Genomic DNA, 26,686 nt, shown 5'->3' with positions numbered 1-26,686 from the left:
TGTTGAATTCACAATATATTATAAACCCGTCTGAGTAATCAGACGGGTTTTTTGTTACTCTTCGGTATTACTCAGGCGTTATTTCAAAACAAAATGAGTATCCTAAAAATTGCAATCCAAAAAAGCGGCCGACTCAATGAAGAGTCCATCAAATTGCTCGAATCCTGTGGTATTAAAATCGACAACGGTAAAGACCAGCTAAAAGTCGCTGTCCCTAATTTTCCAATAGAATTGCTATACCTGCGTAATTCGGACATCCCGCAATATCTGGAGGACGGGGTTGCCGATGTCGCCATTGTTGGGGAAAACCTCCTTGTAGAAAAAGAAAAAGACGTGGCCATTGTGCAACGACTCGGATTTTCGAAATGTCGAGTGTCCCTGGCAGTTCCCAAAGAGGTGTTGATAGACGATTTGGAGTATTTTAACAACAAGAAAATTGCCACTTCCTACCCCAATACGCTGAATGCTTTCCTAAAGAAAAATAATATTCAATCTGAATTACACGTGATTTCCGGCTCGGTCGAAATCGCTCCCAACATTGGGCTCGCAGACGGCATCTGCGATATCGTTAGTTCGGGTTCTACTCTATTCAAAAACGGTTTGCGGGAAACTCAGCTTATTTTAAAGTCTGAAGCTGTGCTGGCAAAATCGAACAATTTATCGGAAGAAAAAAACGAAATACTCGAACGTTTACTTTTTAGAATCCGCGCCGTGTTAAAAGCAAAAAACACCAAATACATTTTAATGAATGTCCCTAACGATCGTGTGGAAGAGGTGAGTCGTATCCTTCCGGTACTCAAATCACCAACCATTCTTCCTCTGGCCGAAGAAGGCTGGTGTTCATTGCATTCCGTAATAGATGAAGACACCTTTTGGGACGTAATTGACGAGTTAAAAATTGCAGGTGCTGAAGGAATTCTAATTGTACCCATCGATAAAATCGTATTGTAATGAAGCTATTTAATCAACCTCCGAAACAAGAATGGGACGCTTTGTGCCGCAGACCGGTACACGCTCAGGAATCAATGGATGAAACTATTTCCGAAGTGCTGAAAAATGTAAAAAGATATGGAGATGTGGCGCTTCAGACTTACTCCAAAAAATTTGACGGTCTAGACGTATCAAATTTTTCAGTAAAAACAACCGAATTTCTGCAGGCAGAGAAGGCAATCAGTTCTCAATTGAAAGACGCCATCAATCTGGCAAAGCGCAATATCGAAAAGTTTCATACTGCGCAAAAAGAGGCTGTAACTGTTGTCGAAACTACTTCAGGCGTTGCCTGCTGGAGAAAAAGTGCTGCCATCGAAAAGGTCGGGCTGTATATTCCGGGAGGAACCGCTCCCCTCTTTTCAACCATTCTCATGCTTGGAATTCCGGCGAATCTTGCGGGATGTAGGGAAATCGTTCTATGCACTCCACCCAATAAAGCAGGAGAAATTGATCCTGCCATCCTTTACACCGCACAACTTGTGGGTATTACTAAAGTTTTCAAAGTGGGTGGCGCCCAAGCCATCGCAGCTATGGCTTATGGTACGAAACAAATTCCGCAGGTCTATAAAATTTTTGGCCCCGGAAATCAATATGTTACAAAAGCGAAAGAATTGGTGCAACAAGGCGGAATCCCCATCGATATGCCGGCCGGACCCAGCGAATTGCTGATCATTGCAGATAGATCTTGCGTCCCGGAATTTGTAGCTTCCGATTTGCTTTCACAGGCCGAACACGGAGCCGACAGTCAGGTACTTCTTTTATGCGAATCGAAGCAAGTTATCGAGAAAGTCATGAATGAGGTCAAACAGCAGCTGTTGAAGCTACCTCGAAAAGCAATTGCCGAAAAAGCGCTGGCAAATAGCATGGCAATTTGTTTCAACTCATTGGAGGAATGTATCGATTTCAGCAACAGTTATGCCCCCGAACACTTAATCATCGCTACGGAGAATGCTACAAGTTTGGCTGAATCCATTATCAATGCCGGCTCTGTATTCCTTGGAAATTATAGTTGTGAAAGCGCAGGTGACTACGCCAGCGGAACCAATCATACCTTACCCACCAACGGATTCGCCCGAAACTACAGCGGTGTTTCTCTGGAAAGTTTTGTTAAAAAAATTACGTTTCAAAAGCTTTCGGCCGAAGGACTTGCGAATATTGGCCCCAGTATCGAGCTGATGGCAGAGGCTGAAGGACTTTATGCACACAAAAATGCAGTGACAATCCGATTAAAATCTTTACAAAATGATGGAACTAAATAAACTGATACGAAAGAATATATTGGCTCTCAAACCATATTCCAGTGCACGCGACGAATTTTACGGAGACATCGGTATATTTCTGGACGCCAATGAAAACCCGTATGGAACTTTAAATAGATATCCTGATCCTTACCAGCGAAAATTAAAGGCTGTGCTCAGCGAACAAAAAGGAGTTGCGCCCGATTCGATTTTTATTGGTAATGGCAGTGACGAAATAATTGATTTGTTGTTCCGTATGTTCTGTAATCCGGGGCAGGATAAAGCCCTAACCTTCTCCCCTACATACGGAATGTACGATGTTTCAGCTTCAATCAACGACGTGGAACTTTTAAAAATTGAACTGAATGCGCAATTTCAAATCGATCTTGATTCACTGCCGCCGTATTTAAATGATTCAAGTTTAAAACTCATTCTGCTATGTACTCCCAACAATCCCACATCAAACTGTATCAATCCTGAAACTATTGAAGCGATTTTAAAGACTTTCTGTGGAATTGTATTGGTCGATGAGGCGTATATCGATTTTAGTGAAAAACCCTCATATATTGAAAAGCTCAGTGAATATCCTAATTTGGTCGTGAGTCAGACACTCAGTAAGGCGTACGGTCTTGCCGCTGCGAGAATTGGAATCGCTTATGCAAATCCGGAGATCATTTCTTTTCTGAATAAGGTAAAACCGCCTTATAACATCAGCGCGTTAAATCAGCAAGCTGCAATAGACGCGCTGCTCGATAAAGAGAAGTATGAATCTAACAGTCAACTCATTCTAACCGAAAAAGAAAATCTGGTTCAGAGACTCAATTTACTTCCAATCGTGTATCGAATTTACCCTTCAGATACCAACTTTTTATTGGTTGAGACGGAAGATGCAAATTTAATTTACGAGCAATTAGTAAGCATGAATATTATTGTTCGCAACCGAAACAATGTAATACGAAACTGCCTGCGAATTACCATAGGCACTCCTGAAGAAAACCAGCTACTTATAAATGCTTTAGCAACTATTAAATTATGAAAAAAGTACTTTTTATTGATCGTGACGGAACCCTTGTAATGGAACCACCGGTTGACTTTCAATTAGACAGTTTAGAAAAACTCGAGTTCTATCCCGGAGTGTTTAGCGGATTGTCGAAAATTGCACGTGAACTCGATTTCGAACTCGTCATGGTTACCAATCAGGACGGACTCGGCACCGAATCTTTTCCGGAAGAGACCTTTTGGCCTGCCCACAACAAGATAATAAAGGCTTTCGAAAATGAAGGCATTATTTTTAAAGCGGTGCTTATTGACAAGAGTTTTCCTGAAGAAAATGCCACAACGAGAAAACCGGGAACCGCATTGCTTAACAAATATATGTACGGAAATTACGATATGACGAATTCGTTTGTGATTGGAGATAGAGCGACCGACATTCAACTTGCTCAAAATTTAGGCGCTCAGGGAATTTTTATTGGCGAAAATTGTGAGCTAGAGACCGCCTTGACAACAAAAAGCTGGGAAACTATCCATCAATTTCTTGCAGCTCAGCCCCGTAAAGCAAAGCGAATCCGAAAAACAAATGAGACCAATATTGAAATTGAACTGAACTTGGATGGAATAGGGAAAAGTAAAATTGACACCGGAATCGGGTTTTTTGACCACATGTTGGAACAGCTTTCAAAACACGGCATGATGGATCTTGATATTTCGGTGGAAGGAGATCTTGAAATTGACGAACATCACACCATTGAAGATGTCGCAATCACGCTGGGAGAGGCGTTCGCTGAAGCCTTGGGTTCAAAAAAAGGAATTGAACGCTATGGCTTCCTCCTCCCTATGGACGATTGTTTGGCGCAGGTTGCTATCGACTTTGGCGGGCGTCCCTGGCTAGTATGGGAAGCCGAATTTCAGCGTGAAATGATTGGAGACATGCCTACCGAAATGTTTATGCATTTTTTTAAATCTTTCAGTGATGGTGCCGAATGCAACCTCAACATTAAAGCGGAAGGCAACAACGAACACCACAAAATAGAATCTATTTTCAAGGCTTTTTCAAAAGCTATAAAAATGGCGAAACAGCAAACAACCGATTATTCAATCCCAAGTACTAAAGGAATCTTATGATAGCCATAGTAAAATACAATGCCGGAAACATTCGCTCCGTTCAGAATGCGATCAACCGATTGGGATATGCTTCGGTCATTACGGATGATCCCGAGGAAATTAACGCTTCAGAAAAAGTAATTCTTCCGGGTGTAGGGGAAGCCGCTTCGGCTATGAGATACCTCAAGGAACGGAATTTGGATACGGTTATAAAAAACTTGCAACAACCTGTACTGGGGATATGCCTGGGGCTTCAGTTGCTGTGTTCTGAAAGTGAAGAAGGAAATACACAATGTCTCGGTGTATTTGAAAATAACGTGAAACGATTTGAAGGAAGTGAATTGATACCGCAGATGGGATGGAATGAATTGAGCGAATTGAAAAGTCCGTTATTCCGAAATATTACAGCCGGGGCCGATGTCTATTTTGTACACAGTTATTTTGCTGAATTAAGTCAAGAAACGATCGCCACCTGCAAGTACATCCAACCATTTAGTGCGGCACTGCATAAAAACAACTTCTTCGCAACACAGTTTCACCCTGAAAAGTCGGCAGATGTTGGTGAACAAATTTTACGAAATTTTTTAAAGTTATGAGAATTATCCCTGCAATTGATATTATAGATGGTAAGTGCGTACGTCTTACGAAAGGCGATTATAGCACAAAAAAAGTATACAATGAAAATCCGTTGGAAGTGGCCAAGCAATTTGAAGCCGCCGGACTTCGCCACCTTCACCTGGTAGATTTGGACGGCGCCAAATCGGAAGGCATTGTAAACTACAGGATCCTAGAGCAAATTGCAAGTGAAACAAGTTTACAAGTAGACTTTGGCGGCGGATTAAAAACCGATGAAGATTTGCGTATCGCCTTCGAATCGGGCGCCAAGCAAATCACCGGAGGGAGTATTGCAGTGAAAAAAAGGGAGCTATTTCTATTATGGCTCAGAAAATATGGTCCTGAAAAAATTATACTCGGAGCAGATTGTTTGCAAAGAAACATTGCTACTAATGGGTGGTTGAATAATTCGACCCTGGATGTAATTGAATTTATTCAGGATTATGAAACCAAAGGAATTAGAAATGCAATTTGCACGGATATCGCGAAGGACGGCATGCTGGCAGGACCTTCCATCAAATTATATCAGGAAATATTAGCTGAAACAAACATCCGACTTATTGCCAGTGGCGGTGTTTCAAGTATTGAAGACTTAATTGAATTAAAAGAAATAGGCTGTGAAGGGGCTATTCTGGGCAAAGCCATTTACGAAGGAAATATCACGCTTAAACAATTAGAAAAATTATGTTGAAAAAAAGAATAATTCCCTGTCTTGATATCCAGAATGGGCGGACAGTTAAAGGAGTCAATTTTGCAGGAATTCGGGATGCCGGTGACCCAATTGAACTCGCCAAAAGATATGTTAAGGAAGGAGCAGACGAGCTCGTTTTTTTGGATATCACTGCCACAATCGAAAAACGTGAAACTTTGATCGAGTTGGTTGAAAAGATTGCTGCTGAAATTAATATTCCTTTTACCGTGGGAGGAGGAATTAATTCGGTAGAAGATGTATCGAGAATCATTGTAGCGGGAGCCGATAAGGTTTCCATAAACTCTTCAGCAGTAAAAAGACCAGATTTGATTCAGGAAATTGCGATGGCGTTCGGGAGTCAGTGTGTGGTAGTTGCCATAGACACAAAATTTATAAATAGCGAATGGAAAGTCTTTGTGCACGGAGGAAGAATAGCAACAGAGCTTAAGACAGTAGATTGGGCGATCCAAGCCGAAGATTATGGCGCAGGTGAAATTTTGTTAACCTCCATGAATAATGACGGTACAAAGGAGGGTTTTGCTTTAAACATTACAGCCCAGGTTTCTGAAAGTGTGAACATTCCTGTAATTGCTTCCGGCGGGGCTGGCAGTAAGGAAGACTTCGCAAAGCTCTTCATCACAACGAGAGCCACCGGCGGATTAGCGGCTAGCATATTTCACTACAACGAAATTCGCATCCCTGAACTTAAAAATTATTTAAAAACCAAGCAAATACCCATACGATGAAGATTGATTTCAAAAAAGGCAACGGATTAATTCCTGTGATTATTCAGAATAATACCACGTTACAAGTATTAATGTTGGGATATATGAATGAGGAAGCTTTCAATACAACCAAATCTGAAGGAATTGTAACTTTTTACAGCCGAAGCAAAAAACGGTTATGGACCAAGGGCGAGACTTCGGGAAACAGTCTAATCGTAAAAGACATAAAAGTGGATTGTGACAACGACACCTTGTTAATTAAAGCCCAGCCCCAAGGACCTACTTGTCATACCGGTGCAACATCGTGTTTTGGGGATGGAACTAAAGGTTTTTTATATAGTTTGGAGCAAACAATTGCCAAGCGAATCGAAGAAAACAATCCAGAATCCTATACCAATCAATTGTACAAAAGAGGCATTAATAAGGTGGCCCAAAAGGTTGGTGAAGAGGCAGTGGAAGTAATTATTGAAGCCAAAGACGACAATAAAGAATTATTTAAAAATGAAGTCGCAGATTTGTTATATCACCTGTTGCTGTTGCTTCGAATAAAAAATGTTTCACTAAGTGATATTGAAGATGTGCTTAGGAAAAGAGGCGGTGAAAATGTTGGTAAATGATGTAAGAGGCTAGAAAAAAGCGGAAAGATCAAAGAATAAAGACAATTCAGTATTTACGATCTACGATTTGGAATTTGGGATTTGGGATTTGGGATTTACGATTTAAGATTTAAGATTTAAAAAATCTATTCCCTTTTGGCTTTTCGCTTTTCGCTATTCCCCGTTCACTGCCTACCTACGGTAGGTAAACTCACTACTCACTACACACTACTCACTACTCACGTTTAGCTAATTCACTAATCCTCTAATTAACCAATCCCTATTCCCTATTCCCTATTGACTATTCCCTATTGACTTCTCACCATTCACGATTCACGATTCACTTTTTCTCAAAAAGCAATTCAAGATAATTTTTAAGGTGGTGTAAATGTCGGACAGTGATATCTGGATCATTCATTGCTCTTGCAACTACAAAGGCACCTTCAAATACCACGGTTACGTGGTCTGCAAGGGATTGGACATCAATATCGGTTTTGGTCTTATAATCTTTGAGTACTTCCTGAATCAGTTTGGCAATTGTCGTTCTCCACAGAACAATTGATTCTAAGATACGGTCCAATACTTCCGGCTCAAACTGCTGTGGTTCATAAAGGTAAGATGCATAAAGACATCCGGGAGGTTCGTTTTGACCCGTTTCCGCATCAATAAACACTTGAATATATTCTAAGAGACGATTCAGTGAATTACCCTTAAACGACTCCGTCCTCTCCAATGCATCGTTCAATCTGGCCGTGTCTTCCTTGGCAAACTCCTCAATTAATGCCATTGCGAGGGCATTCTTGGTCTTAAAATGATAAAAAAATGCACCCTTTGTAATACCTGTCTTTTCTAATATTTGATCGATACTCGTACCCGAAAAACCGTGCTTGAATATCAGCGCTTTCGATTCGAGTAAAATTTTATCTCTAGTAGGTTTTCCATCTCTTGCCATACCGTAAATATAAAAATTTTAAACAAACTAGTTGGTTTAATTAAAATAAATTTTATTTTTGTACCGTCTAGTCGGTTTACCGATGTGACTAAAAAAATTTAATCAATTAAAACAATACACAATGGAACAGATTATTTCGCAATTACCCACTCCTACTGAGGTGATCTTTAATCCGATCTCGTATATGGTTTTCGCCATATTCGGAGGATTAATGTTATGGGAAGCATTTTTCCCTGCAAGAGAATTACCAAAAGTTAAATTTTGGAAATTAAAAGGCATCCTGGCCTTTATTCTCTTTTTATTCCTTTCCTCCTATCTGCCGCTCCTTTGGGATGGTACTATGGCAAAATACCAGCTATTCAATCTTACCGGTCTGGGAACATTAGGGGGTGCGGTTGTAGGTGTGATACTATACGAATTTGGCGAATATGTTTGGCATCGATCTTTACATAAGAGTGATTTTTTATGGAAAGGATTACATCAGTTGCATCACAGCGCAGAACGTGTCGATACTTTTGGAGCATTTTATTTAAGTCCGTTAGATATGATAGGCGGCACGATTGTCACCAGCTTCTGTTTGGTATTTATAGCCGGTTTTTCCGCGGAAGCGTCAACCTTAATAATAATCATAACAACGTTTCTATTTATTTTTCAGCATAGCAATATCAAGACGCCTACATGGATTGGTTATGTAGCGCAACGTCCGGAAGCGCATACTGTCCACCATGCAAAAGGCATACACGCCTTCAACTATGCAGGACTCACCTGGTTCGATATCATCTTCGGCACTTTTAAGAATCCCAAAAACCATGAATATGAAACAGGATTTTACCCGGGAGCTTCCGGCCGAATTAAAGATATGCTCTTATTCAGGGATATTTCAGAAGAAAAGAGTTGAAAATGCCTTTCTAGATGCAACTTCAAAGTTGTCATATACAAAACGCAGGGTTAAACACCTCCACCTTTTCTTTAAGCATAAACCAAAGACCGAAAAAGTAAATAATTACTAAAGCAAAATGAAAAATTCTAAATTACTTACAGCGTTCACATCCAAAACATTACAACTAAAAAATCATGTCGTTATGGCACCTATGACAAGGTCCCGTGCTTTTGGAAATGTCCCGAATGACATAATGGCAACTTATTACACCTTACGCGTAGAAGCCGGGTTAATTATCACAGAAGGAGTATCTCCCTCAAAAAACGGCTTGGGCTACCCTAACATTCCCGCTATATACTCTGAGGAACAAATAGTCGGATGGAGAAAAATAGCTCGGGCCGTGCACGAAAAAGGAGGTAAAATTTTCTTGCAAATCATGCATACCGGCCGAATTGCACATGAATTGAATTTGCCTCAAGGAGGAGAGATTATAGGTCCGTCGGCCATACAAGCTCCGGGAGAAAATTATACCATCGAGGGACCTAAGGCCAATGGCGTGCCACGGGAAATGACAAAACAAGATATCGAGCAAACGCAAAACGAATATGTTCAGGCAGCTAAAAATGCCATAACGGCCGGTTTTGATGGTATTGAAATTCACGCGGCCAATGGCTATTTACCCAATCAATTTTTGGACAAAGGGGCCAATCAAAGAAAAGATGAATACGGCGGATCTGTGGAAAACAGATGCCGATTCGTCCTCGAAACCACTCAAAAGATCGCAAACGCTATTGGCGCTGAAAAAACAGGAATTCGAATTTCACCCTTAGGTGAGTTTAATGGCATGGTTTTTTATATGGAAATTTATCAAACATACAACTACTTAGTGGAGCGGTTAAATTCATTAAACCTATCTTATTTACATTTGGCAAAAATGTCTGATGCCGTCCCCGATGAGTATTTAGAAGAATTAGCAACTACATTCAATGGCGTAGTTATCTTTAACGGAGGATATGGCTATAATCTTTCAAAAGCAGAAAAAATTCTTTTAAAAAATGACAGGTATTTAGTTTCAATTGGTTCCCCTTTTGTTTCTAATCCGGATTTAATAAAGCGAATTGAATTAGAAGCCGAGTTAAACGAAGTTGATGTAAATACATTGTATACTTTAGGGGAAGAAGGGTACATAACGTATCCGACCTTAGAGCAGTGTTTGAAATAATTTTTTAATTCAAATAATTGCTATTCTAATTGTAATAGCGGATTATCCACTGAATTTCTAATCGAGATTTATAACTTAAATAATGCAACCATGAAGAATTCACAGCAACATTCCGTGAGACGGAATCCCGAGGAACTCGTACTCGAATTTTTTGACAGAGTCTGGCATGCACCCCATGAACTGGATGCGATTGACCAATTAATGACTGAAAACTATGTAATCACCACTGCCGGTAAGGTCATCACTGGACGGGCTGCATTTAAAAATTGGGTAGCAGAATTTCATCGACTCTTGCTCGATGCAAAAACGGAAAGTCTGGACATTTTCTACAACGAGGATCATGATAAGGTTGTTTCACGTTGGATTTGCTCAGGCAGAAACAATGGATTATTCGCGCTGGAAGCCGATGGTAGATTCGTTTCATTTTCGGGGATCGCCATATGGTCGATCCGTGAAAACAGACTATCTGAATGCTGGGCCGAACGCAGCGCGCATGAATTATATCAAGAATTAATATCAGGAAAAAAGGAAAATAATTTTGTGTAACACTTACCACAAACTATGAAAATATATAGAATTCAGAATAATAAGCTTGAGCTTACTGAAGAAAACATTCCGAACATCAAGAACAACGAAGTTCTTGTAAAAATTAAGGCATTATCCTTAAACTACAGAGATTTGCTGGTCACCGAAGGCATTGCACATTGGAAACCAAAAGAAAATAGAGTTCCATTTTCTGATGCTGCCGGTGAAATCGTTGAAATTGGCGAAAGCACCAGCCGATTTAAAGTAGGTGACAGAGTTACCAGTTTGATTCTCCCGAATTGGGAACAGGGTAAACTATCTCCCGAAAAAATAAATGTTGCAATTGGTGGAGCTTCCAGTGACGGTGTTTTGGCCGAATATGTTGCCTTTCCCGAAAATTACTTTTGTAAAATCCCGGATTATCTTAGCTACGAAGAAGCTGCCACGCTTCCTGTTGCTGCGCTCACGGCTTGGAATGCAGTTATTGAGCAATCTAACTTGAAGCTAGGAAATACCATTCTTATTATCGGTACCGGAGGCGTTTCATTATTTGCCTTACAGTTTGCAAAACTGGCAGGTTATAACATCATCATTACTTCGAGTAGTGATGATAAGCTTAAAAAAGCCAGGGCTCTAGGGGCGCATCATACTATAAATTATAAAACCCATAAAGATTGGATACAGGAAGTATTGGATCTTACCGCGGGCCAAGGTGTGGATCAGGTAGTAGACGTTGTTGGTGGCAGCCATATTAGCGAATCCTTAAAATGCATTAAAAGCGAAGGAATTATAAGTATGGTTGGTGTTATTGACGGTACAACAGTTGGCTCAATAAATACCGGGACCATTATGTATAAATCAGCAAAAATTCAAGGTATTGAAACCGGTTCAACCGAAATGTATCAGCGTATGTTAATTGCAATGGATCTGCATAAAGTTAATCCTGTTATTGAAAAAATATTTGCTTTCGATAAAGTTGATGAAGCGTTAAATTACTTAAAAAAGGGAAGTCATTTCGGTAAAATTTGTATTGAATTACCGGAATAGGATGTGAGAAAAAAGAAGTAAAAAACAAAGGGAACAAGATATTTGAAAATCTAGCTCCCTTTGCAAATCATATTCCTTCTGCTGGCATTATCCTTTTCGAAGTTCAACGGGTATAATCTCAGCTGTTAGACTTAAGCACCCCGATATGATAGTCCAATAAAAGTACATAAAAATATCATACCATCAATCTCTTTATCAAAACTTTAACAGTAGAGTTTAATGAATTTCCTTTTGAAATTAAGCATGGCTTTATTATACATGGCCTATTGTAAAAACTGTGACAAATTAGTCTGATTAATATTGAGTACTTTTGGGCTTTGGTAATTCGAAACATCTCTATGAAACCTGCAAGCCTCGCACAACTTAAAAAAGAACTGAAGCACAAGTCAAGTGATGAGCTCGAGGCGCTAGTTTTACGACTTACCAAGCACAAAACCGAAAACAAGGAACTCCTCACCTACCTGCTCTTTGAAGCGGACGATGAGCCCGGTTTTATTGAACGTGTAAAGAAAGATTTAGACGGCCTGTTCGAAGAAATTAATACCAAGAACATGTACTACATCAAAAAAGGAATCAGAAAAATTCTGCGCACCCTTAAACGATACATCCGATATTCTCAAAACAAAGAAACCGAGGTAGAACTCCTCCTCTATTTCTGTGAAAAGATGGCGGCTTTCCACCCTTCCGTTGCAAAGAATCAGGCTATGCTATATGTTTTTCAGAAACAAAAAGAAATGATTGCAAAAAAAGTAGAGGCCTTACACGAAGACCTGCAATACGATTATACATTAGAGCTGGAACGAATTGAAATGTAACTGTTGAAAAAAAATAAAACACAAGAGAGAAGAGAAAAAAGACCTCGCACATCGTAAACCTCAAAACCCAAAACCCAGTACCCATGATTACCATCTATCATAACCCCCGCTGCAGTAAATCCCGAGAATGTCATGTTTTTTTAACATCAAACAGAAAGGACGTCCGGATAATCAATTATATGGAAACCCCATTTAGCAGAGACCAACTTAAGGAACTCATAAAAATGTTGGGGATAAAACCGAAACAATTGGTGAGAACATCAGAGCCTCTTTGGAAAGCGAAATTTAAAGGCCTGAATCTATCGGACGCAAGAATTATCACCACCATGTTAAAAAACCCGGTTTTAATTCAGCGGCCCATAGTAGTAAACGGCAGTAAAGCCGTGATTGCGCGTCCGTTAGAACGTATCGATTCAATTTTATAATTTCAATCTCCTTTTTTAACACAAATTTGGCACAATAGGGTTAAACCCACCCCTATTTTCGCAGTCCAATCTGCTAAAACCACTTATGAAAAAGTATTTTCAGCTATTGTTGCTACTCGTTGCAACTATTTCACTAGCTCAGCGTCCGCAAAATGACTCCCCGGTAACTATCACGGGTAAAATTATGGAAGAAGGTACCAACCTTCCCTTAGAATATGCGACTGTTGCGTTTATAGACAAGGATTCGAAAATAGTAAACGGTGGTATCACAGACGATAAAGGTGAATATAGTCTCCAAATTATCCCGGGAATTTATACAGTACAGTTCGAATTTATATCCTATAAAACCAAACAACTAACAAATCAACGGTTGTTTCAAAATAGCACGCTTACTACGATGACGCTTGCTTTGGATGCCTCGAGTTTAGACGAAGTGGTTATTAGAGCCGAAACTACCGAAGTTCAGGTGCGTTTGGATAAAAAGATTTACAACATAGGAAAAGACCTTACTACCAGCGGTGCAACCGTGAGTGATGCACTCAACAATGTTCCTTCCGTAAATGTTGATGTGGAAGGTGCTATTAGCTTGAGAGGGAATGAAAACGTACGCATCCTTATCAACGGTAAACCTTCGGCAATTGCCGGATTTGGATCTACCGATGCTTTACGCCAGCTGCCTGCCGAAGCTATTGACCGTGTGGAGGTGATTACATCTCCTTCAGCGAGATACGATGCAGAAGGAACCGCAGGCATTATTAATATCATTCTTCGTAAAGAAAAAACACTGGGCCTTAACGGCTCTCTTCAAACCAATTTAGGCTGGCCACTCAATAGCAGCGCAACGGGAAATATTAATTTACGAACCGATAAGTTTAATATTTTCAATACAACAGGAGTGCGTTACAGCGATGCTCCCGGAAACGCTTATTTCGAAAATTTATATTTTTCTGAAACACGTGAAAATCCGTTTGTGACTGAAAAACGTGAGTATGACAGATTGCGAAAGGGAATAAATACCAATTTGGGGATTGAATATTTTTTAACAGATGATTCCTCAATAACAGCTACAGGATTCTTCAGAACCGGTGATAATTCGACCGAAACAACCAATATCACCAACGAATTTAATCAGTCGAACGATTTAGCCGTCACGCGTATACGTACAGAAACTGAGGCCGAAGATGATAAAAGCTATCAGTTTTCATTGAATTACGTGAATAATTTCAGCGATGATGGGCATAAGCTTACTGCCGACCTGCAATACGAAAACGATACCGAAACAGAGTTATCTCTAATTGAAGAGATGAATACCTTTCCTTCTTTTGAACGCCTTTCTTCGGAAGACATTACTACCAAGGAAAAGCAAAAGGAGTATTTGGCACAGATAGACTATGTTTTGCCAATAGGTGAAAACGCTCAATTTGAAGCAGGTTACCGTGGAAATTTTGAAGAAACCGTTACAGATTATGTGCTTTTAGAAGAAGTAGGAACTTCCGGTACTTTTGTTCGGAATGATAGCCTCTCGAACATTTTTACGTACAATGAGAATGTAAATTCGGTGTATTCTCAATATGGAAACAAGTTTGGGCAATTTTCATTTTTGTTGGGTTTACGTGTTGAAAACACACAGTTGAAGGGAAAAGTGAATGCAGATGATGTCACAGATACCAACGATGATATCAATATCAACTTCGATAAAAATTATACCGGCCTCTTCCCTACCGTGAATTTAATTTACGAGCTTGGCGAACGAGAAAATATTACATTAGGATATAACAGACGTATTAACAGACCGCGTAACTGGTATATCAATCCGTTTCCATCGAGATCCAGTGAAGCCAATGTGTTTCAGGGGAATCCCGATTTAAATCCGGCCTACGCCAGCGCATTCGATTTAGGATATTTGCGACGATGGGATAAAATTACACTTACAAGTTCTATCTACTATCAATACGAAACAGATGCCTTTGAGCGTATTCAGGAAGATACCGGAGAACTTACTTCAAACGGAATTCCTATTATTAGAACACTTCCTATTAACTTGTCTACCAATCAACGGTACGGTTTTGAAGCCGGTGTATTGTACAATCCCACAAATTGGTTACGATTAAATGGTAGTTTCAACTTTTTCAAGTTTGTGACAGAAGGAGTTTTTAACGACGTGGATTATGGCGCCGAAAATACAAGCTGGTTTGCACGTGGTAGCGCAAAAGTTACACTTCCGGGGAACGTAGATTGGCAAACCAATGCTTTTTATATGGGGCCTTCTAATAATTCGCAAACTGAGACAGAAGGTATGCTTTCGGTAGATTTGGCCTTGAGTAAAGATATCATTAACGACAATGCGACGTTGGGATTTAATGTAAGTGACTTATTCAATACAAGAAAAAGAAAATCATTCACCGAGACCGATACGTTTAGGAGTAATAGTGAATTTCAATGGAGACAGCGACAATTTACACTTTCCTTTACCTATAGATTTAATGAGAAGAAGAAACGTGAGAGAGGTCGTGGTGAAAGTGGTGGTGAAGACTTCGAATTTGAAGGCGGAACTAAGGCAATCCCGTAATACTCAGTTAATTGCAAAAAAAAAGGATCTGTTTTCACAGATCCTTTTTTAATATTTTAAATTGCTAATTAGCTGATTTTTTCATTCTTCTTTGCTTCACGCTTTAATTTCCAGTTTTCATACAACGCACCACCAATCCAATACGGAATAAAGGAAATTAAAAAAATCATCAACCAAAATCCAATGGTCAAGATGGTCAAAAATGCTAAAAATCCTAGGTACTGATCAAAATCGAACATAATAAAGTGTGTTTTTTTATGATGGTTCAAAGATAGTAGGATTTTTTCAGAAAAAATAAAACATTTTAAAAATCTTACATTTTATTATTCTGAAGAATTCCCAGCCGGTTCTACACAAATCTTCGGGTTTTTCACTTCCAACTTAGGCGATAAAAAAGTACCTTTGTACTGCGTTTGAAACAACTAATATGGACTACAGAATAGAAAAAGATACCATGGGCGAGGTACATGTGCCGGCCGATAAATTGTGGGGAGCACAAACGGAGCGTTCCCGAAATAATTTTAAAATTGGATCGCCGGCATCCATGCCTTTGGAAGTGGTATATGGGTTTGCTTATTTAAAGAAGGCTGCAGCCTATTCCAATTGTGAATTGGGAGTACTTTCGGAAGAAAAAAGAGATTTCATTGCTAAAGTATGCGATGAAATTTTAACCGGAAAACACGATGACCAGTTTCCGTTGGTGATTTGGCAAACCGGAAGCGGCACCCAAAGCAATATGAATGTAAATGAGGTTATTGCAAACAGAGCACATCAAATAGCGGGAAAAACTATTGGTGAAGGTGAAAAAACACTTCAACCCAATGACGATGTGAACAAATCGCAGTCGTCCAACGATACCTTTCCTACAGGGATGCATATAGCAGCCTATAAAAAATTAATTGAAGTCACAATTCCGGGAGTACAACAGTTGCAAAAAACCCTGACTAAAAAAGCATCCGACTTCAATAATGTTGTAAAAATAGGTAGAACGCACCTTATGGACGCCACTCCCCTAACCTTAGGGCAAGAATTTAGTGGTTATGCAGCGCAGCTGGATTATGGTTTAAAAGCGCTTAACAATACCTTATCTCATTTATCAGAGCTTGCTTTGGGAGGTACGGCTGTAGGAACAGGAATTAATACACCCAAAGGTTATTCGGAAAATGTAGCGGGATATATTGCGAAATTTACCGGATTACCCTTTATAACGGCCCAAAACAAATTTGAAGCTCTGGCAGCACATGACGCCATCGTAGAATCACATGGAGCTTTAAAACAACTGGCAGTATCACTTAATAAGATTGCAAACGATATTCGAATGTTGGCCAGTGGTCCGCGTAGCGGCATTGGTGAAATTACTATTCCTGCAAATGAGCCGGGATCTTCCATCATGCCCGGAAAAGTGAATCCAACCCAATGCGAAGCCTTAACTATGGTTTGTGCACAGGTAATTGGTAACGATATGGCGATTGCTGTAGGCGGGATGCAGGGACACTACGAATTGAATGTATTTAAACCCCTAATGGCAGCTAATTTTCTACAATCTGCCCAATTATTGGGCGATGCCTGCGTATCTTTTGATGAGCACTGTGCAAAGGGCATAGCACCCAATTATGATGTAATAAAAAAGCAATTACACAACTCTTTGATGTTGGTGACTGCCTTAAATACTAAAATTGGCTATTATAAGGCTGCCGAAATTGCCAATACTGCCCACAAAAATGGAACAACGCTTAAAGAAGAAGCTGTCGCATTGGGATATCTTACTGCAGAAGAATTTGATGCCTGGGTAAAACCAGAAGATATGGTAGGCGAAATATAGCCGGTAAGAGAATTTGGCCATAAAATTGCAAAAAGAGCTTTTCGTACGAGAAGCTCTTTTTTTATGTTTATTATCGATTAAATGCAAAAAAGTTAGATGAAATGTAAATTTTGTGTATATTCGAGTACCCAAATTATTAAACCCTACTTATTATGAGGCTACGATTTTTACCCCTCGCGTTGTGTCTTCTATTCGCTTTTTCAGGAAAAACCACTATGGCTTTTACTCCCGAAAAATCAACTGCTGTTATCTTTAAAAGCCTTGAATTTAAGGCACTTTCAGAGAAAGCAAAGACGGATAAACTTCTGAGAAAAACATCAGAAATACAACTTGAAAACACATCCTACAAATCGCCCAAAACGAGTATCGCTTACAACGATGTCGCCGGCGCTCGAGAATCCTTATTTTCAGAAAATGAGGAATTTTCCTACAAAAATGATCAATTAATTTCCAGTGAAATTGTAAGTACTCGCGAAAAAAGTAATGCATCGAGTACCGTTTTGGTTCAAAATTCAGCACAAACCTTTAAAAATGGAATGTACTACGGTTTTGCCCTCATGGTTATCTTGTTAAACCTTGTATGCTATTTCCTATTCGACGAAAAGATCTTTTTACATTATTTTTTAGCACTCACCGGAATTGGTTGCACATTTTTACTCAATGATGGTTTGATAATGACCATTGGAGCTGACAATGCAGCAACCTTTATTACCATCCAATCGGGTTTTCTACTTATCACAGTAGGATTTGCCGCCTGGTTTGCTTCAAAATACCTATCACTTAGTGAATTTTACCCTAAACTTCGATGGACTACCATGGCCCTGTTGGGCACGGTATCAGTGATTATTGCTATGGCATGGGTGACAGAAAGTATTGTACTTGCAAGCATCGCAAATAGCTTGTCACTTGGAATCATGGTTTCTTATTTTGTAGCCGGTGTTTTACTATTCAGCAAAAAGAACTATGCGAAATTCTATGTAATTGCTTCGGCCATTCCTTTGCTTTTTGCAGTCGACTTTTTTGTGTTGAAAAACTTCGGATTTGAATTTTTAGGAACACAACCCGTACACTTAAAAGCTGCCGTGTTAGTAGAAATGCTGGTTTTAACCTATGCTATTATGTATCGTATGAAAGCAATCAAGGAAGAAAGTATGCTTCGCCAAACCGAATTGCGCATCTTTTTGAAACGCCAGGAAGTGATGAACCGGAAGAATGCGGCCAAGCTTATGGAAGATGTGTATCTTGAAAACTTAATTATGCATTACGATCTTGACGGTTTGGAAATAAAGTTACTTCAGTACATTTCGGAAGGGAAAGACAACTCTAAAATTGCCAGAAAGCTCAAAACGACCGAACACGACATTGAAGAGCTCACCAAAGAACTGTATACAAAACTTGAAATTAGTGAACACATACAGGAAGATTATCGCATGGTGGACACACAACCAGACTATATTTATAATTAGCCCCCCAATATATCCCCAAATCTATTCCAACTAAATAGAAAGAGAAGGGTAAGCCGTTAAAAGCTTATCCTTTTTTTATGTAGTATTTTTTATAGCTGAAATAGGCTGCAATACTCAGTAAAACTGCAAAACTTACAATGTAGTACACAAAGGTTGGTGTGGCCGGTGCATCTCCGCTCGCATACGAATGCAAGCCGCTTAAATAGAAATTCACGCCAAAATACGTCATCATAATGGATGCGTAGGCAAACATTGCCGCAACATTAAACTGCCATCTACCGCGTAAGCCCGGAACCAAACGCATGTGAATTACAAAAGCATAAATCATAATACTTATCAATGCCCAGGTTTCTTTCGGATCCCAACCCCAATAACGTCCCCAGCTTTCATTGGCCCACATGCCTCCCAGGAAATTACCAATGGTAAGCATCACCAAACCAACGGTAAGGCTCATTTCGGTAATGATGGTGAGTTCCTTAATATTGAGGTCCATTCGCTTATGGTTATTCTTTGTTGTTAGCAACATAAGCAATAAAGTGGTAGCCGCTAGAATCATCCCTAGCGTAAAGGGGCCATAACTGGCAACAATCACCGCAACGTGAATCATCAACCAATAACTGTCTAATACGGGCTGTAAGTTGGCGATAGCAGGGTCTAGCCAGTTTAAATGGGCTGCCCATAGAATTATAGATGCCACAAATGCCGTTGATGCGACAGTAAGATCACTTTTCCTTCCAAATGCGAGTCCGAAGAAGACCGTAGCCCATGCCACATACACTACCGACTCGTACGCATCACTCCACGGGGCGTGTCCGCTTATATACCAGCGCATCGCCAAACCAATCGTCATAAGTGCAAAAAGAGCCCAAATAATGTATTTAAACACTTTTACAATACTGTTAACCACTTTTGCTTGGGTAAAAATCTGAATGATGATAAAAAGAAACATCAATGCACCCAGTGTCACAAAATATTTATACAGGCGGTTAAATAAATCGACCCGATTGTATATTATTTCGGCTTTGATTTTATTTTCTGAAGGCATTACCTCTTCTCCGTATTTCTTCTGAAACTTGGTAATTCCCGCTAAAATCTCTTCAGCTTCGGTATAATCACCCGTTTTTCGGGCCTCCCTGAGTGTTTGAAAGTAAATAGGAAGAATGGTTCTTGTTACTGTAGAATCCATTCCTTTGAAATTTGCTTCGTTCAATTCGGGGTACGAAACCCATTTGTTGTTTTCACTATTGGGCAACGGAAAAATTTTCAAAATACTCCCGCTCAAAGCCTGATTCAAAACATAAAAGTTCTCATGCGCCTTGATAAAATCTTTTTCAAACTGATTGGGATTCGTCTTTTTGGTCGCAGCCTCAAGATAGGGTTGCAGTTTGTAGTTTGCGTTTTCGTCGAAGAGATCCAGTAACGAAATTTGACTAACATCTTCCGCAGCTCCTACAACATGGCGGATGCTGTCGTTTCCTCGCTTTAAAGCAATAATTGGAACCTGAGACCACAATGCGGGAAATTCGGTCATGGATATAAACACCTGATTGGCATCCAGACCTTCGTAACTGTCTTTTTTACTCACTTTACGCAACAATTCGCTGGCAAAGGTGTTTATGGGCTTCATTCGCCCGTTATCCTGAATAATAAGGTGTGCAAACTTGGCGGCGTGATCCTTACTAACCGCATTGGCCAACAATACCGAATCTATCTGAGTTTTGGTCGCTTTGGTGTGCTTCGGGTTTATATTATTTTGTGCGAACCCTGAAAAAGAAAATAAAATCAGAAACATTGTTAATAGCTTCGATTTTTTCGATTTTACCTTGTCGAGCATTCTTTTAAGCGCTCCGAAGCGCGAGTTTCGATCGAACAAGATGGCCATGAGTCCGAAATACAACAACAAATAACCAATGTAGGTAATCCAGGTACCCCAGGCATCTTTGTTGATGGAAAGTACCGTTCCTTTTTCATCGGGATCGAAAGAAGCCTGAAAGAAGCGATAGCCCTTATGGTCCAGCACATGATTCATATAAATATCGTAATCGAAAAAGTCGGTTTCAGAATCATTTACTGTAATCTTACTTTTAAACGCCGAGTAACTGTTCTCGGTTCCCGGGTATTTGTCGGCTATAAAATCGTTCAGCGTAATGCTGAAAGGCAAATCGTATTGTTTGGAACCATAGGTGAGATATACAAACATCCCTCCTATTTCAGTTTTTACGGGGTCGGGCAGGTTGCCTTTTCCTCCCAGCAACTCTACTGTTTTGGTTTCAGTTCCTGTTGCAACATCTACAATAAGCGCATCCTGATTGGTGGGTTCGGTTTTAGGAGCTTGAACAATGCCGTAACTTCCTTTTGTTACCGGTTCAGGGACTACAAATGACATGCCTCCCAATTGATACAACGACCGAAGCTGTAGCGGCTGCGTACTATCTTTAACTACTATGCCCTGCATTTGGTCTGCCATTCTCATAAAACTGCCTTCAAAAGGAGCATCGATGGTATAACTGCCATCCGGGTGATATCCTATGTTTATAGCCCCTTCGGTAGGCAAGTTTACTGCAAACAGGATATTGTGAATATTGGTAATCTGGCCTAATTTAATCCAATGATCATGTCGGCTTCCATCTCCGGCTTCCACAATTTTCAAATACTCTTCCCCTTCTTCGGACGGAATTAAACCTTCCTTGGCATTTTTTATAAAATCTTTGTAGGTAATGGTTACGGGTTGCTGATTGTAATCGGTTGTGATAGTAAAATCATTGTCCAGGCGTTCCGAGAGCAATAGTTTTTTGGGTGCCACCTTTCTTCGCTGCGGCACGCCATCCACCACGTAATCCCCATCGATAAAGGCTGTGAGATAGGTTTGATCTGAAAGCATTCGGTTTTCGGTAGCCCCTTCACGAATACGAATAACCCCCTCATAACCGATATAACGGGTAATAAAAGCACCCATGAGAATTAAGATAAACGCAAGGTGAAGTGAAAGGGTTGTCCATTTTTCTTTTTTGTAAAGTCTGAACCGAAAGATATTTCCCAAAAAGTTAATTACAAAAATTCCCATAATGGCTTCGAACCACCATGCGTTGTAAATAAGAGTTCTAGTGTAAGGTGTAGGAGATGTTTCGGCAAAGCGATCCAACCATGTTCCCGCGGCCATAGCAGCGGCAAAAACCAAAAATAAGACAGCGGTAAGACGTGTTGAAAAAAGGATAGCAGCTAATTTCTTTTGCATGAGGCTAATTTTGGGTGCAAATTTAGGTAATTACAACCATTTAAGCTACTTAATTTTATGTTAGAAATAGATTAAATGGACTCACTTTTTCTTGCCTCAAACATACTAATATGAAGAAATGTTCCCATGTTCCGCGCTCTGTTCTTTGCTATTTGTGCTGTTTCGCCTTCAAATAACTCATCAATGGTCTGAAACCACAGATTGAGCCAGGTTCCAAAGTGTAATTCATTAATTTTCCCGTCTACTTTTTTATCGACTTCAATATGTTTCAGGATAGGATTTCCCGAATACGATTTTTTGAAGAAAAGATTCGTTTCCCAAAAATCGCTAAGGTGTTCAAAATGATGTTCCCAGTCCCTGATAATTCCGTTAAATATAGGACCCAAAAGCGCGTCTGCTCTTACCTTTCCGTAAAAGGTAGTCACCAAAAAGGCCACGTCTTCTCTGGTAGATAAATCGGTTTTTTCCAATGTTAAATTAAATTGATAATTATAAATAAAGTGTTCAATAACAAACTTACAACTAATAAGCCAAATGAAAATTTTGGTTTCAATTGTGCCAAAAGTGCAGCGTTGTAAAGCATACTTAAGGAAACGCACAAGGTTAATTCAATAAAAGTGACCGCAGAGAAACCATTGGAGAGAATTAACATGGCTGCAATCGAACCCACACAGCTTTGCAAAATAATGGTGAGAGGGATATACATATAGTAATCTTCTTTAAAATCGGCCAACAAGTGATCTAAGGTTGCAACTTTCATAGTAGTATGGTTTAATTTTAAACAAATTTACGTCTGTAACAACCTGCTTTTCTATGATATTTATCATACTCACTATGAAATTTTATGAAGTCCCGCCGATAATTTTAAAACGGGGAATTTAAAAGAGGCAACAAAAAGTTTTACCTTCGCCCCATGATTCGAATTGTTTTTATAGGATTTGGAAATGTCAACTATCATTTATGTAGTACTTTATATAATATGAGCAATGTTTCTGTTAATCAAATATATAACAGAAATAAAGTTGAAATAAAATCTGTTCTGAAATCAATTCCTGTTACCTCACAATTATCCAAAATAGAAGAAGCAGATATTTATATTATCGGCATCCCGGATGATGTTGTAGGTTCGTTTTCGGAAACGCTACCATTTAAAAACAGGCTTGTAGTTCATACATCTGGTGGCGTTGCAATGGAGGTACTTTCGAAACAAAACCGAAGCGGAGTGTTTTATCCTCTGCAAACTTTTTCGAAGGAGCGGGTTGTGGATTTTAAGGAAATTCCAATCTGTGTGGAAGCCGAAAATGCATCCGATTTAAAACTTTTAAAAACCCTTGGGGAAACCATTTCAGAAAAAGTGGTGGAAATTAATTCGGAAGAACGTGCAAAACTCCATCTGGCCGCAGTGTTTGTGAATAATTTTGTCAATCATTTGTATCGTGTAGGGCATGAAATCACTTCAGAAAATAACCTGCAATTCGATTTATTACAACCGCTTATTGCTGAAACAGCCCGCAAAATTGAAACGCTAACCCCTTCCGAAGCGCAAACCGGGCCCGCAAAACGCAACGATTTAAAAACAATTGAAAAACATTTACATTTGCTGAAGGACAGTTCGCATAAAGAATTGTATCAACAACTAACGCAAGCCATACAAAAGACCTATGGAAAAAAGCTATAAAGAATACTTACAGCATATTACCACCTTTGTTTTTGATGTGGACGGGGTGCTTACCGACGGGACCATACAGGTAACAACAAGCGGCGAGCTGTTTAGAACCATGCATACCAAAGACGGATTTGCTCTAAAGACCGCTTTGGAACAAGGGTTTAAGGTGTGTATTATTTCGGGTGGCACAAATGAAGGTGTTCGAAACAGACTGCAAGGTTTGGGCTTAACCGATATTCATCTAGGCGCCCACCACAAAACCGAAACTTTAAACCGATATCTCCAAAGCGCGAATGTAAAACGGGAAAATGTTTTGTTTATGGGCGATGATATTCCCGATCTGGAAGTTATGCAACAAGTAGGTCTGCCTTGTTGTCCGCAGGACGCCGTTCCGGAGATTAAAGAAATTTCTACGTATGTGTCCCATAAAAATGGCGGAAAAGGCTGTGTACGCGATGTGATTGAACAGGTACTGAAAGTGCAAGGAAAGTGGCTTTCTAACGGTGCAACCAGTGCCAAATACGATTAACTGAGGTTTCGTTGTCCATGAATATACTTAAACTAATTCGTCCGCTTAATCTATTGTTAATTGCTTTTATGCAAGTGGCCCTAAAATTCGGACTCTTCCTTCCCTTTGAAGCCGCAACTACATTAACTACTTCTCAATTTACCCTCTTAGTAATGGCTACGCTGTGCATTGCCGCCGGAGGAAACGTCATCAACGATATCTACGATGTGGCGATAGATCGTATTAATAAACCCTCTAAAGTACTCGTGGGCACTAAAGTTTCAGAAAACACTGCCAATCGTTGGTACCTAATATTAACAACAGCAGGAGTCGGCATCGGATTTTACCTGGCAAACAGCATCGAAAAACCCGGTTTTGCAGCGTTATTTGTGATAATTGCTGCTCTTCTCTATTTATATGCATCCTACATTAAAGCGATGCTTCTTGCCGGAAATGTATTAATTTCTGCTCTGGTAGCTATGAGTATTCTAATTGTAGGACTGTTTGAGTTGCTGCCTGCGATTGTGCCCGAGAATCAGGCGTCACAGTGGGTCATTTTTAAAATACTACTGGATTTTGCAATGTTTGCCTTTGTACTGAATTTAATTCGGGAAATAGTAAAAGACCTGCAGGATATCAATGGCGATAAAAAGGGAGAAATAAATTCGTTAGCCATAGCCCTTGGACGAAAAAGAGCGACTACGATCGTGTTTGTACTCGGCGTTTTTACCATGTGCGGTATCATCTATTATATGTACGTAAACCTGTACAGCTCGCAACTGGTGATTGGATATTTTTTATTGTTCATTATAGGCCCACTACTTTATTTTTGTACAAAGGCCTGGAGTGCGGCAACAGAGAAGGATTATACCAAACTTTCATGGCTTTTAAAAGTAATTATGTTCTTCGGAATAGGTTCCATGCTATTGTATAGATTTGTTCCAATTGCATGATTCAATTTTATAAACACAAGAAAAATTCCAAATACCAAATACCAAATTCCATAACCCAAGACTCAGAACCCCGGTAAAAATGCTAAAGACACACCTTAAAAACTACAACATAATTCTCGCCTCGGGATCACCACGTAGGCAGGCATTTTTTAAAGATCTGGATGTCGATTTTGCTATTGAGGTACGTGAAATTGAAGAATCCTACCCCGATTCACTAGTGGCTTCTGAAATTACCGATTATCTCGCACAATTAAAAGCTTCGGCCTTTGAGGATCTTGCCGAAAATGATGTGTTAATCACCAGTGATACTATTGTATGGAAGGACGGAGTCGCCATCGGAAAACCCAAAGATGCTGAGGATGCTAAAAACATGCTGCGCAATTTAAGCGGGGAATTGCACGAAGTAATCACCTCTGTTTGCTTCACGAGTAAGAACTTTCAGAAAACAATTCACGACACAACCAAAGTATGGTTTAAATCTCTTTCCGAAGCTGAAATAGAATACTATCTCAACACCTACCAACCCTACGACAAGGCAGGAAGTTACGGCGTACAGGAATGGATTGGCTATATCGCCATTGAAAGACTGGAAGGTTCCTATTTTAACGTAATGGGATTGCCAACACATCTTGTTTACAAAACGTTAATGGGGCTGCCTTTACGCTGATTTTGTAGTATTTTTACGTTAAAATCCAATGCTAATGAAATTTCTTCTTTACAACACGCTCGTAATATTCTTATTCCTCACCCTTATAACATCTTGTAATTCTGTTGAAAAAGACACAGATCCTTTGGGAGTTTCAAATTCCAAAAAGGACAAAAGGGAGCCGAAGCCCCGAAATTTAAGCGAAGAATTTAAAGCGTATTGGTACAATGGAACGGCCGAAATTACATCTTATGACCTATCGCAGGAACGCTACGGAGAAATACGGGAAGGGAGCGCAGTGACAATTTTTGTAACGGAAGACTTTTTGCCTTCGGAGCAGGTAAAAGCAAATAACTATTCTGAAGAAAATATTTCGGTACTGAAATTAAATCAGATGAAAAACTTTCTCACCGGCATTTACCCATATTCTATCATGTCCAGCACATTTAGTCCTGTAAAACACACGGGGCATGCGTTAAAAGTGAGTAATTCGGTGCAGGAATGGTGCGGTATGGTATATGCGCAACTCAACAATAAAAATGATTTTGAAATTGAGGCATATTCTTATTTTGAAGGAGAGGCCGACCAATCCATTAAATTGCCTAAAGCCTGGTTGGAAAATGAATTGTGGAATCTAATCCGTATTAACCCCGAAGAACTCCCAACCGGTGATATCTCGATTATTCCATCGTTCGAGTACTTGCGATTACGGCACAAAAAGTTAGATGCATATCCTGCATTTGCCGGTTTAAAACAGGGTGATTCTCTTACCTCGTATTCTATCAATTATCCCGAATTGCAGCGACAACTGGTGATTTACTTTAACAGTACCTTTCCTTACGAAATTGAAAAATGGGAAGAAACCAACGCTACACAGCCTCACGACACTTTGAGATTAAAAACAACCGCTACAAAAATGAAGCGAATTCGTACCTCCTATTGGACACAAAACAGCAATAAAGATGTAATTTTACGGGATTCACTTGGTATAAAATAA

At 39.7% G+C, this 26,686-nt stretch carries 27 protein-coding genes and 1 riboswitch; of the genes, 22 read left to right on the top strand and 5 right to left on the bottom strand.

All coding sequences use genetic code 11. The annotated features are described in order from the left end of the window. The first annotated feature begins 93 nt into the window (after window positions 1-93). The 8 genes from hisG to hisIE are packed head-to-tail and all read left to right on the top strand — an operon-like array spanning window position 94 to window position 6,979. A complete protein-coding gene (gene hisG, locus ATE92_RS10815; RefSeq protein WP_100803726.1) occupies window positions 94-951 on the top strand; it encodes an ATP phosphoribosyltransferase in 858 nt (285 codons plus the stop codon). Further along, entirely contained in the window at window positions 951-2,249 is a 1,299-nt protein-coding gene (hisD, locus tag ATE92_RS10810) for a histidinol dehydrogenase (RefSeq protein ID WP_100803725.1), read from the top strand. The genes hisG and hisD overlap by 1 nt, the downstream gene beginning before the upstream one ends. Further along, window positions 2,233-3,264 carry a histidinol-phosphate transaminase gene (gene hisC, locus ATE92_RS10805; RefSeq protein WP_100803724.1) on the top strand — a complete coding sequence of 344 codons (1,032 nt, stop codon included), beginning with the start codon at window positions 2,233-2,235 and terminating at the stop codon, window positions 3,262-3,264. Before hisD ends, hisC begins: the two co-directional genes overlap by 17 nt. Next, window positions 3,261-4,352 carry a bifunctional histidinol-phosphatase/imidazoleglycerol-phosphate dehydratase HisB gene (hisB, locus tag ATE92_RS10800; protein ID WP_100803723.1) on the top strand — a complete coding sequence of 364 codons (1,092 nt, stop codon included), beginning with the start codon at window positions 3,261-3,263 and terminating at the stop codon, window positions 4,350-4,352. The genes hisC and hisB overlap by 4 nt, the downstream gene beginning before the upstream one ends. Beyond that, entirely contained in the window at window positions 4,349-4,927 is a 579-nt protein-coding gene (hisH, locus tag ATE92_RS10795; RefSeq protein ID WP_100803722.1) for an imidazole glycerol phosphate synthase subunit HisH, read from the top strand. The genes hisB and hisH overlap by 4 nt, the downstream gene beginning before the upstream one ends. Next, the gene (gene hisA / locus ATE92_RS10790) at window positions 4,924-5,637 is read left to right on the top strand and encodes a 1-(5-phosphoribosyl)-5-[(5-phosphoribosylamino)methylideneamino]imidazole-4-carboxamide isomerase (RefSeq protein ID WP_100803721.1); all 714 of its coding nucleotides are present in this window, start codon (window positions 4,924-4,926) and stop codon (window positions 5,635-5,637) included. Before hisH ends, hisA begins: the two co-directional genes overlap by 4 nt. Beyond that, on the top strand, window positions 5,631-6,383 hold the full coding sequence (hisF, locus tag ATE92_RS10785; protein ID WP_100803720.1) for an imidazole glycerol phosphate synthase subunit HisF: 753 nt from the start codon (window positions 5,631-5,633) through the stop codon (window positions 6,381-6,383). Before hisA ends, hisF begins: the two co-directional genes overlap by 7 nt. Beyond that, the gene (gene hisIE / locus ATE92_RS10780; RefSeq protein ID WP_100803719.1) at window positions 6,380-6,979 is read left to right on the top strand and encodes a bifunctional phosphoribosyl-AMP cyclohydrolase/phosphoribosyl-ATP diphosphatase HisIE; all 600 of its coding nucleotides are present in this window, start codon (window positions 6,380-6,382) and stop codon (window positions 6,977-6,979) included. The genes hisF and hisIE overlap by 4 nt, the downstream gene beginning before the upstream one ends. A gap of 319 nt (window positions 6,980-7,298) precedes the next feature. Here the strand turns inward: hisIE and ATE92_RS10775 are convergent, their stop codons facing one another. After that, window positions 7,299-7,910 carry a TetR/AcrR family transcriptional regulator gene (locus ATE92_RS10775; RefSeq protein ID WP_100803718.1) on the bottom strand — a complete coding sequence of 204 codons (612 nt, stop codon included), beginning with the start codon at window positions 7,908-7,910 and terminating at the stop codon, window positions 7,299-7,301. Between the two features lie 121 nt (window positions 7,911-8,031). Here ATE92_RS10775 and ATE92_RS10770 point away from each other — a divergent pair, with 121 nt between their 5' ends. The 7 genes from ATE92_RS10770 to ATE92_RS10740 all read left to right on the top strand — a co-directional run bounded on the left by ATE92_RS10770 (window position 8,032) and on the right by ATE92_RS10740 (window position 15,393). After that, entirely contained in the window at window positions 8,032-8,808 is a 777-nt protein-coding gene (locus ATE92_RS10770; protein ID WP_100803717.1) for a sterol desaturase family protein, read from the top strand. Window positions 8,809-8,926: 118 nt separating this feature from the next. Beyond that, entirely contained in the window at window positions 8,927-10,012 is a 1,086-nt protein-coding gene (locus ATE92_RS10765) for an alkene reductase (RefSeq protein WP_100803716.1), read from the top strand. Window positions 10,013-10,126: 114 nt separating this feature from the next. Next, the gene (locus tag ATE92_RS10760) at window positions 10,127-10,558 is read left to right on the top strand and encodes an ester cyclase (RefSeq protein ID WP_157809620.1); all 432 of its coding nucleotides are present in this window, start codon (window positions 10,127-10,129) and stop codon (window positions 10,556-10,558) included. Window positions 10,559-10,573: 15 nt separating this feature from the next. Next, the gene (locus ATE92_RS10755) at window positions 10,574-11,584 is read left to right on the top strand and encodes an NAD(P)-dependent alcohol dehydrogenase (protein ID WP_100803714.1); all 1,011 of its coding nucleotides are present in this window, start codon (window positions 10,574-10,576) and stop codon (window positions 11,582-11,584) included. Between the two features lie 56 nt (window positions 11,585-11,640). Beyond that, window positions 11,641-11,737, bottom strand: a riboswitch (TPP riboswitch). A gap of 185 nt (window positions 11,738-11,922) precedes the next feature. Continuing rightward, on the top strand, window positions 11,923-12,399 hold the full coding sequence (locus tag ATE92_RS10750) for a hypothetical protein (protein ID WP_100803713.1): 477 nt from the start codon (window positions 11,923-11,925) through the stop codon (window positions 12,397-12,399). A gap of 83 nt (window positions 12,400-12,482) precedes the next feature. Further along, on the top strand, window positions 12,483-12,824 hold the full coding sequence (locus ATE92_RS10745) for an arsenate reductase family protein (protein ID WP_100803712.1): 342 nt from the start codon (window positions 12,483-12,485) through the stop codon (window positions 12,822-12,824). An 85-nt stretch (window positions 12,825-12,909) separates the two neighbouring features. Beyond that, a complete protein-coding gene (locus tag ATE92_RS10740) occupies window positions 12,910-15,393 on the top strand; it encodes an outer membrane beta-barrel family protein (RefSeq protein WP_100803711.1) in 2,484 nt (827 codons plus the stop codon). Window positions 15,394-15,461: 68 nt separating this feature from the next. Here the strand turns inward: ATE92_RS10740 and ATE92_RS14050 are convergent, their stop codons facing one another. Then, window positions 15,462-15,662 carry a hypothetical protein gene (locus ATE92_RS14050; protein ID WP_157809619.1) on the bottom strand — a complete coding sequence of 67 codons (201 nt, stop codon included), beginning with the start codon at window positions 15,660-15,662 and terminating at the stop codon, window positions 15,462-15,464. A gap of 158 nt (window positions 15,663-15,820) precedes the next feature. Here ATE92_RS14050 and fumC point away from each other — a divergent pair, with 158 nt between their 5' ends. Next, on the top strand, window positions 15,821-17,215 hold the full coding sequence (fumC, locus tag ATE92_RS10735; protein ID WP_100803710.1) for a class II fumarate hydratase: 1,395 nt from the start codon (window positions 15,821-15,823) through the stop codon (window positions 17,213-17,215). A 152-nt stretch (window positions 17,216-17,367) separates the two neighbouring features. After that, window positions 17,368-18,681, top strand: coding sequence for a 7TM-DISM domain-containing protein (locus tag ATE92_RS10730; protein ID WP_100803709.1), 1,314 nt, complete (start codon window positions 17,368-17,370; stop codon window positions 18,679-18,681). A 64-nt stretch (window positions 18,682-18,745) separates the two neighbouring features. On the opposite strand, the gene ccsA is transcribed toward ATE92_RS10730, so the two are convergent. The 3 genes from ccsA to ATE92_RS10715 form a co-directional block, all read right to left on the bottom strand. Then, window positions 18,746-21,916, bottom strand: coding sequence for a cytochrome c biogenesis protein CcsA (gene ccsA, locus ATE92_RS10725; protein ID WP_100803708.1), 3,171 nt, complete (start codon window positions 21,914-21,916; stop codon window positions 18,746-18,748). Window positions 21,917-21,987: 71 nt separating this feature from the next. Continuing rightward, window positions 21,988-22,386, bottom strand: a complete 399-nt coding sequence (locus ATE92_RS10720; RefSeq protein ID WP_100803707.1) for a group III truncated hemoglobin — start codon at window positions 22,384-22,386, stop codon at window positions 21,988-21,990. Between the two features lie 2 nt (window positions 22,387-22,388). Then, the gene (locus ATE92_RS10715) at window positions 22,389-22,676 is read right to left on the bottom strand and encodes a hypothetical protein (protein ID WP_100803706.1); all 288 of its coding nucleotides are present in this window, start codon (window positions 22,674-22,676) and stop codon (window positions 22,389-22,391) included. A 153-nt stretch (window positions 22,677-22,829) separates the two neighbouring features. Here ATE92_RS10715 and ATE92_RS10710 point away from each other — a divergent pair, with 153 nt between their 5' ends. The 5 genes from ATE92_RS10710 (at window position 22,830) to ATE92_RS10690 (ending at window position 26,686) form a co-directional block, all read left to right on the top strand. After that, a complete protein-coding gene (locus ATE92_RS10710; protein WP_100803705.1) occupies window positions 22,830-23,594 on the top strand; it encodes a Rossmann-like and DUF2520 domain-containing protein in 765 nt (254 codons plus the stop codon). After that, entirely contained in the window at window positions 23,578-24,111 is a 534-nt protein-coding gene (locus tag ATE92_RS10705; RefSeq protein ID WP_100803704.1) for an HAD family hydrolase, read from the top strand. The genes ATE92_RS10710 and ATE92_RS10705 overlap by 17 nt, the downstream gene beginning before the upstream one ends. Before the next feature lie 17 nt (window positions 24,112-24,128). Beyond that, window positions 24,129-25,043: a geranylgeranylglycerol-phosphate geranylgeranyltransferase gene (locus tag ATE92_RS10700; protein ID WP_100803703.1), complete on the top strand. Its 915-nt coding sequence runs from the start codon at window positions 24,129-24,131 to the stop codon at window positions 25,041-25,043. Window positions 25,044-25,122: 79 nt separating this feature from the next. Beyond that, the gene (locus ATE92_RS10695; protein WP_100803702.1) at window positions 25,123-25,710 is read left to right on the top strand and encodes a Maf-like protein; all 588 of its coding nucleotides are present in this window, start codon (window positions 25,123-25,125) and stop codon (window positions 25,708-25,710) included. A gap of 34 nt (window positions 25,711-25,744) precedes the next feature. After that, complete coding sequence (locus tag ATE92_RS10690; RefSeq protein WP_100803701.1) at window positions 25,745-26,686, top strand: septum formation inhibitor Maf; 942 nt, start codon at window positions 25,745-25,747, stop codon at window positions 26,684-26,686.

The sequence above is a fragment of the Ulvibacter sp. MAR_2010_11 genome (genome assembly GCF_002813135.1).
GTDB lineage: Bacteria > Bacteroidota > Bacteroidia > Flavobacteriales > Flavobacteriaceae > Altibacter.
Note: the sequence above shows the minus strand (reverse complement) of the source record. Positions and strands in the feature narration are given on the sequence as shown.

What these genes read in the sequence shown, in the direction of transcription:
- hisG (WP_100803726.1), top strand. Translation starts at nt 94, where the DNA reads ATGAGTATCCTAAAAATTGCAATCCAAAAAAGCGGCCGACTCAATGAA.
- hisD (WP_100803725.1), top strand. Translation starts at nt 951, where the DNA reads ATGAAGCTATTTAATCAACCTCCGAAACAAGAATGGGACGCTTTGTGC.
- hisC (WP_100803724.1), top strand. Translation starts at nt 2,233, where the DNA reads ATGATGGAACTAAATAAACTGATACGAAAGAATATATTGGCTCTCAAA.
- hisB (WP_100803723.1), top strand. Translation starts at nt 3,261, where the DNA reads ATGAAAAAAGTACTTTTTATTGATCGTGACGGAACCCTTGTAATGGAA.
- hisH (WP_100803722.1), top strand. Translation starts at nt 4,349, where the DNA reads ATGATAGCCATAGTAAAATACAATGCCGGAAACATTCGCTCCGTTCAG.
- hisA (WP_100803721.1), top strand. Translation starts at nt 4,924, where the DNA reads ATGAGAATTATCCCTGCAATTGATATTATAGATGGTAAGTGCGTACGT.
- hisF (WP_100803720.1), top strand. Translation starts at nt 5,631, where the DNA reads ATGTTGAAAAAAAGAATAATTCCCTGTCTTGATATCCAGAATGGGCGG.
- hisIE (WP_100803719.1), top strand. Translation starts at nt 6,380, where the DNA reads ATGAAGATTGATTTCAAAAAAGGCAACGGATTAATTCCTGTGATTATT.
- ATE92_RS10775 (WP_100803718.1), bottom strand. Translation starts at nt 7,910, where the DNA reads ATGGCAAGAGATGGAAAACCTACTAGAGATAAAATTTTACTCGAATCG.
- ATE92_RS10770 (WP_100803717.1), top strand. Translation starts at nt 8,032, where the DNA reads ATGGAACAGATTATTTCGCAATTACCCACTCCTACTGAGGTGATCTTT.
- ATE92_RS10765 (WP_100803716.1), top strand. Translation starts at nt 8,927, where the DNA reads ATGAAAAATTCTAAATTACTTACAGCGTTCACATCCAAAACATTACAA.
- ATE92_RS10755 (WP_100803714.1), top strand. Translation starts at nt 10,574, where the DNA reads ATGAAAATATATAGAATTCAGAATAATAAGCTTGAGCTTACTGAAGAA.
- ATE92_RS10750 (WP_100803713.1), top strand. Translation starts at nt 11,923, where the DNA reads ATGAAACCTGCAAGCCTCGCACAACTTAAAAAAGAACTGAAGCACAAG.
- ATE92_RS10745 (WP_100803712.1), top strand. Translation starts at nt 12,483, where the DNA reads ATGATTACCATCTATCATAACCCCCGCTGCAGTAAATCCCGAGAATGT.
- ATE92_RS10740 (WP_100803711.1), top strand. Translation starts at nt 12,910, where the DNA reads ATGAAAAAGTATTTTCAGCTATTGTTGCTACTCGTTGCAACTATTTCA.
- fumC (WP_100803710.1), top strand. Translation starts at nt 15,821, where the DNA reads ATGGACTACAGAATAGAAAAAGATACCATGGGCGAGGTACATGTGCCG.
- ATE92_RS10730 (WP_100803709.1), top strand. Translation starts at nt 17,368, where the DNA reads ATGAGGCTACGATTTTTACCCCTCGCGTTGTGTCTTCTATTCGCTTTT.
- ccsA (WP_100803708.1), bottom strand. Translation starts at nt 21,916, where the DNA reads ATGCAAAAGAAATTAGCTGCTATCCTTTTTTCAACACGTCTTACCGCT.
- ATE92_RS10715 (WP_100803706.1), bottom strand. Translation starts at nt 22,676, where the DNA reads ATGAAAGTTGCAACCTTAGATCACTTGTTGGCCGATTTTAAAGAAGAT.
- ATE92_RS10710 (WP_100803705.1), top strand. Translation starts at nt 22,830, where the DNA reads ATGATTCGAATTGTTTTTATAGGATTTGGAAATGTCAACTATCATTTA.
- ATE92_RS10705 (WP_100803704.1), top strand. Translation starts at nt 23,578, where the DNA reads ATGGAAAAAAGCTATAAAGAATACTTACAGCATATTACCACCTTTGTT.
- ATE92_RS10700 (WP_100803703.1), top strand. Translation starts at nt 24,129, where the DNA reads ATGAATATACTTAAACTAATTCGTCCGCTTAATCTATTGTTAATTGCT.
- ATE92_RS10695 (WP_100803702.1), top strand. Translation starts at nt 25,123, where the DNA reads ATGCTAAAGACACACCTTAAAAACTACAACATAATTCTCGCCTCGGGA.
- ATE92_RS10690 (WP_100803701.1), top strand. Translation starts at nt 25,745, where the DNA reads ATGAAATTTCTTCTTTACAACACGCTCGTAATATTCTTATTCCTCACC.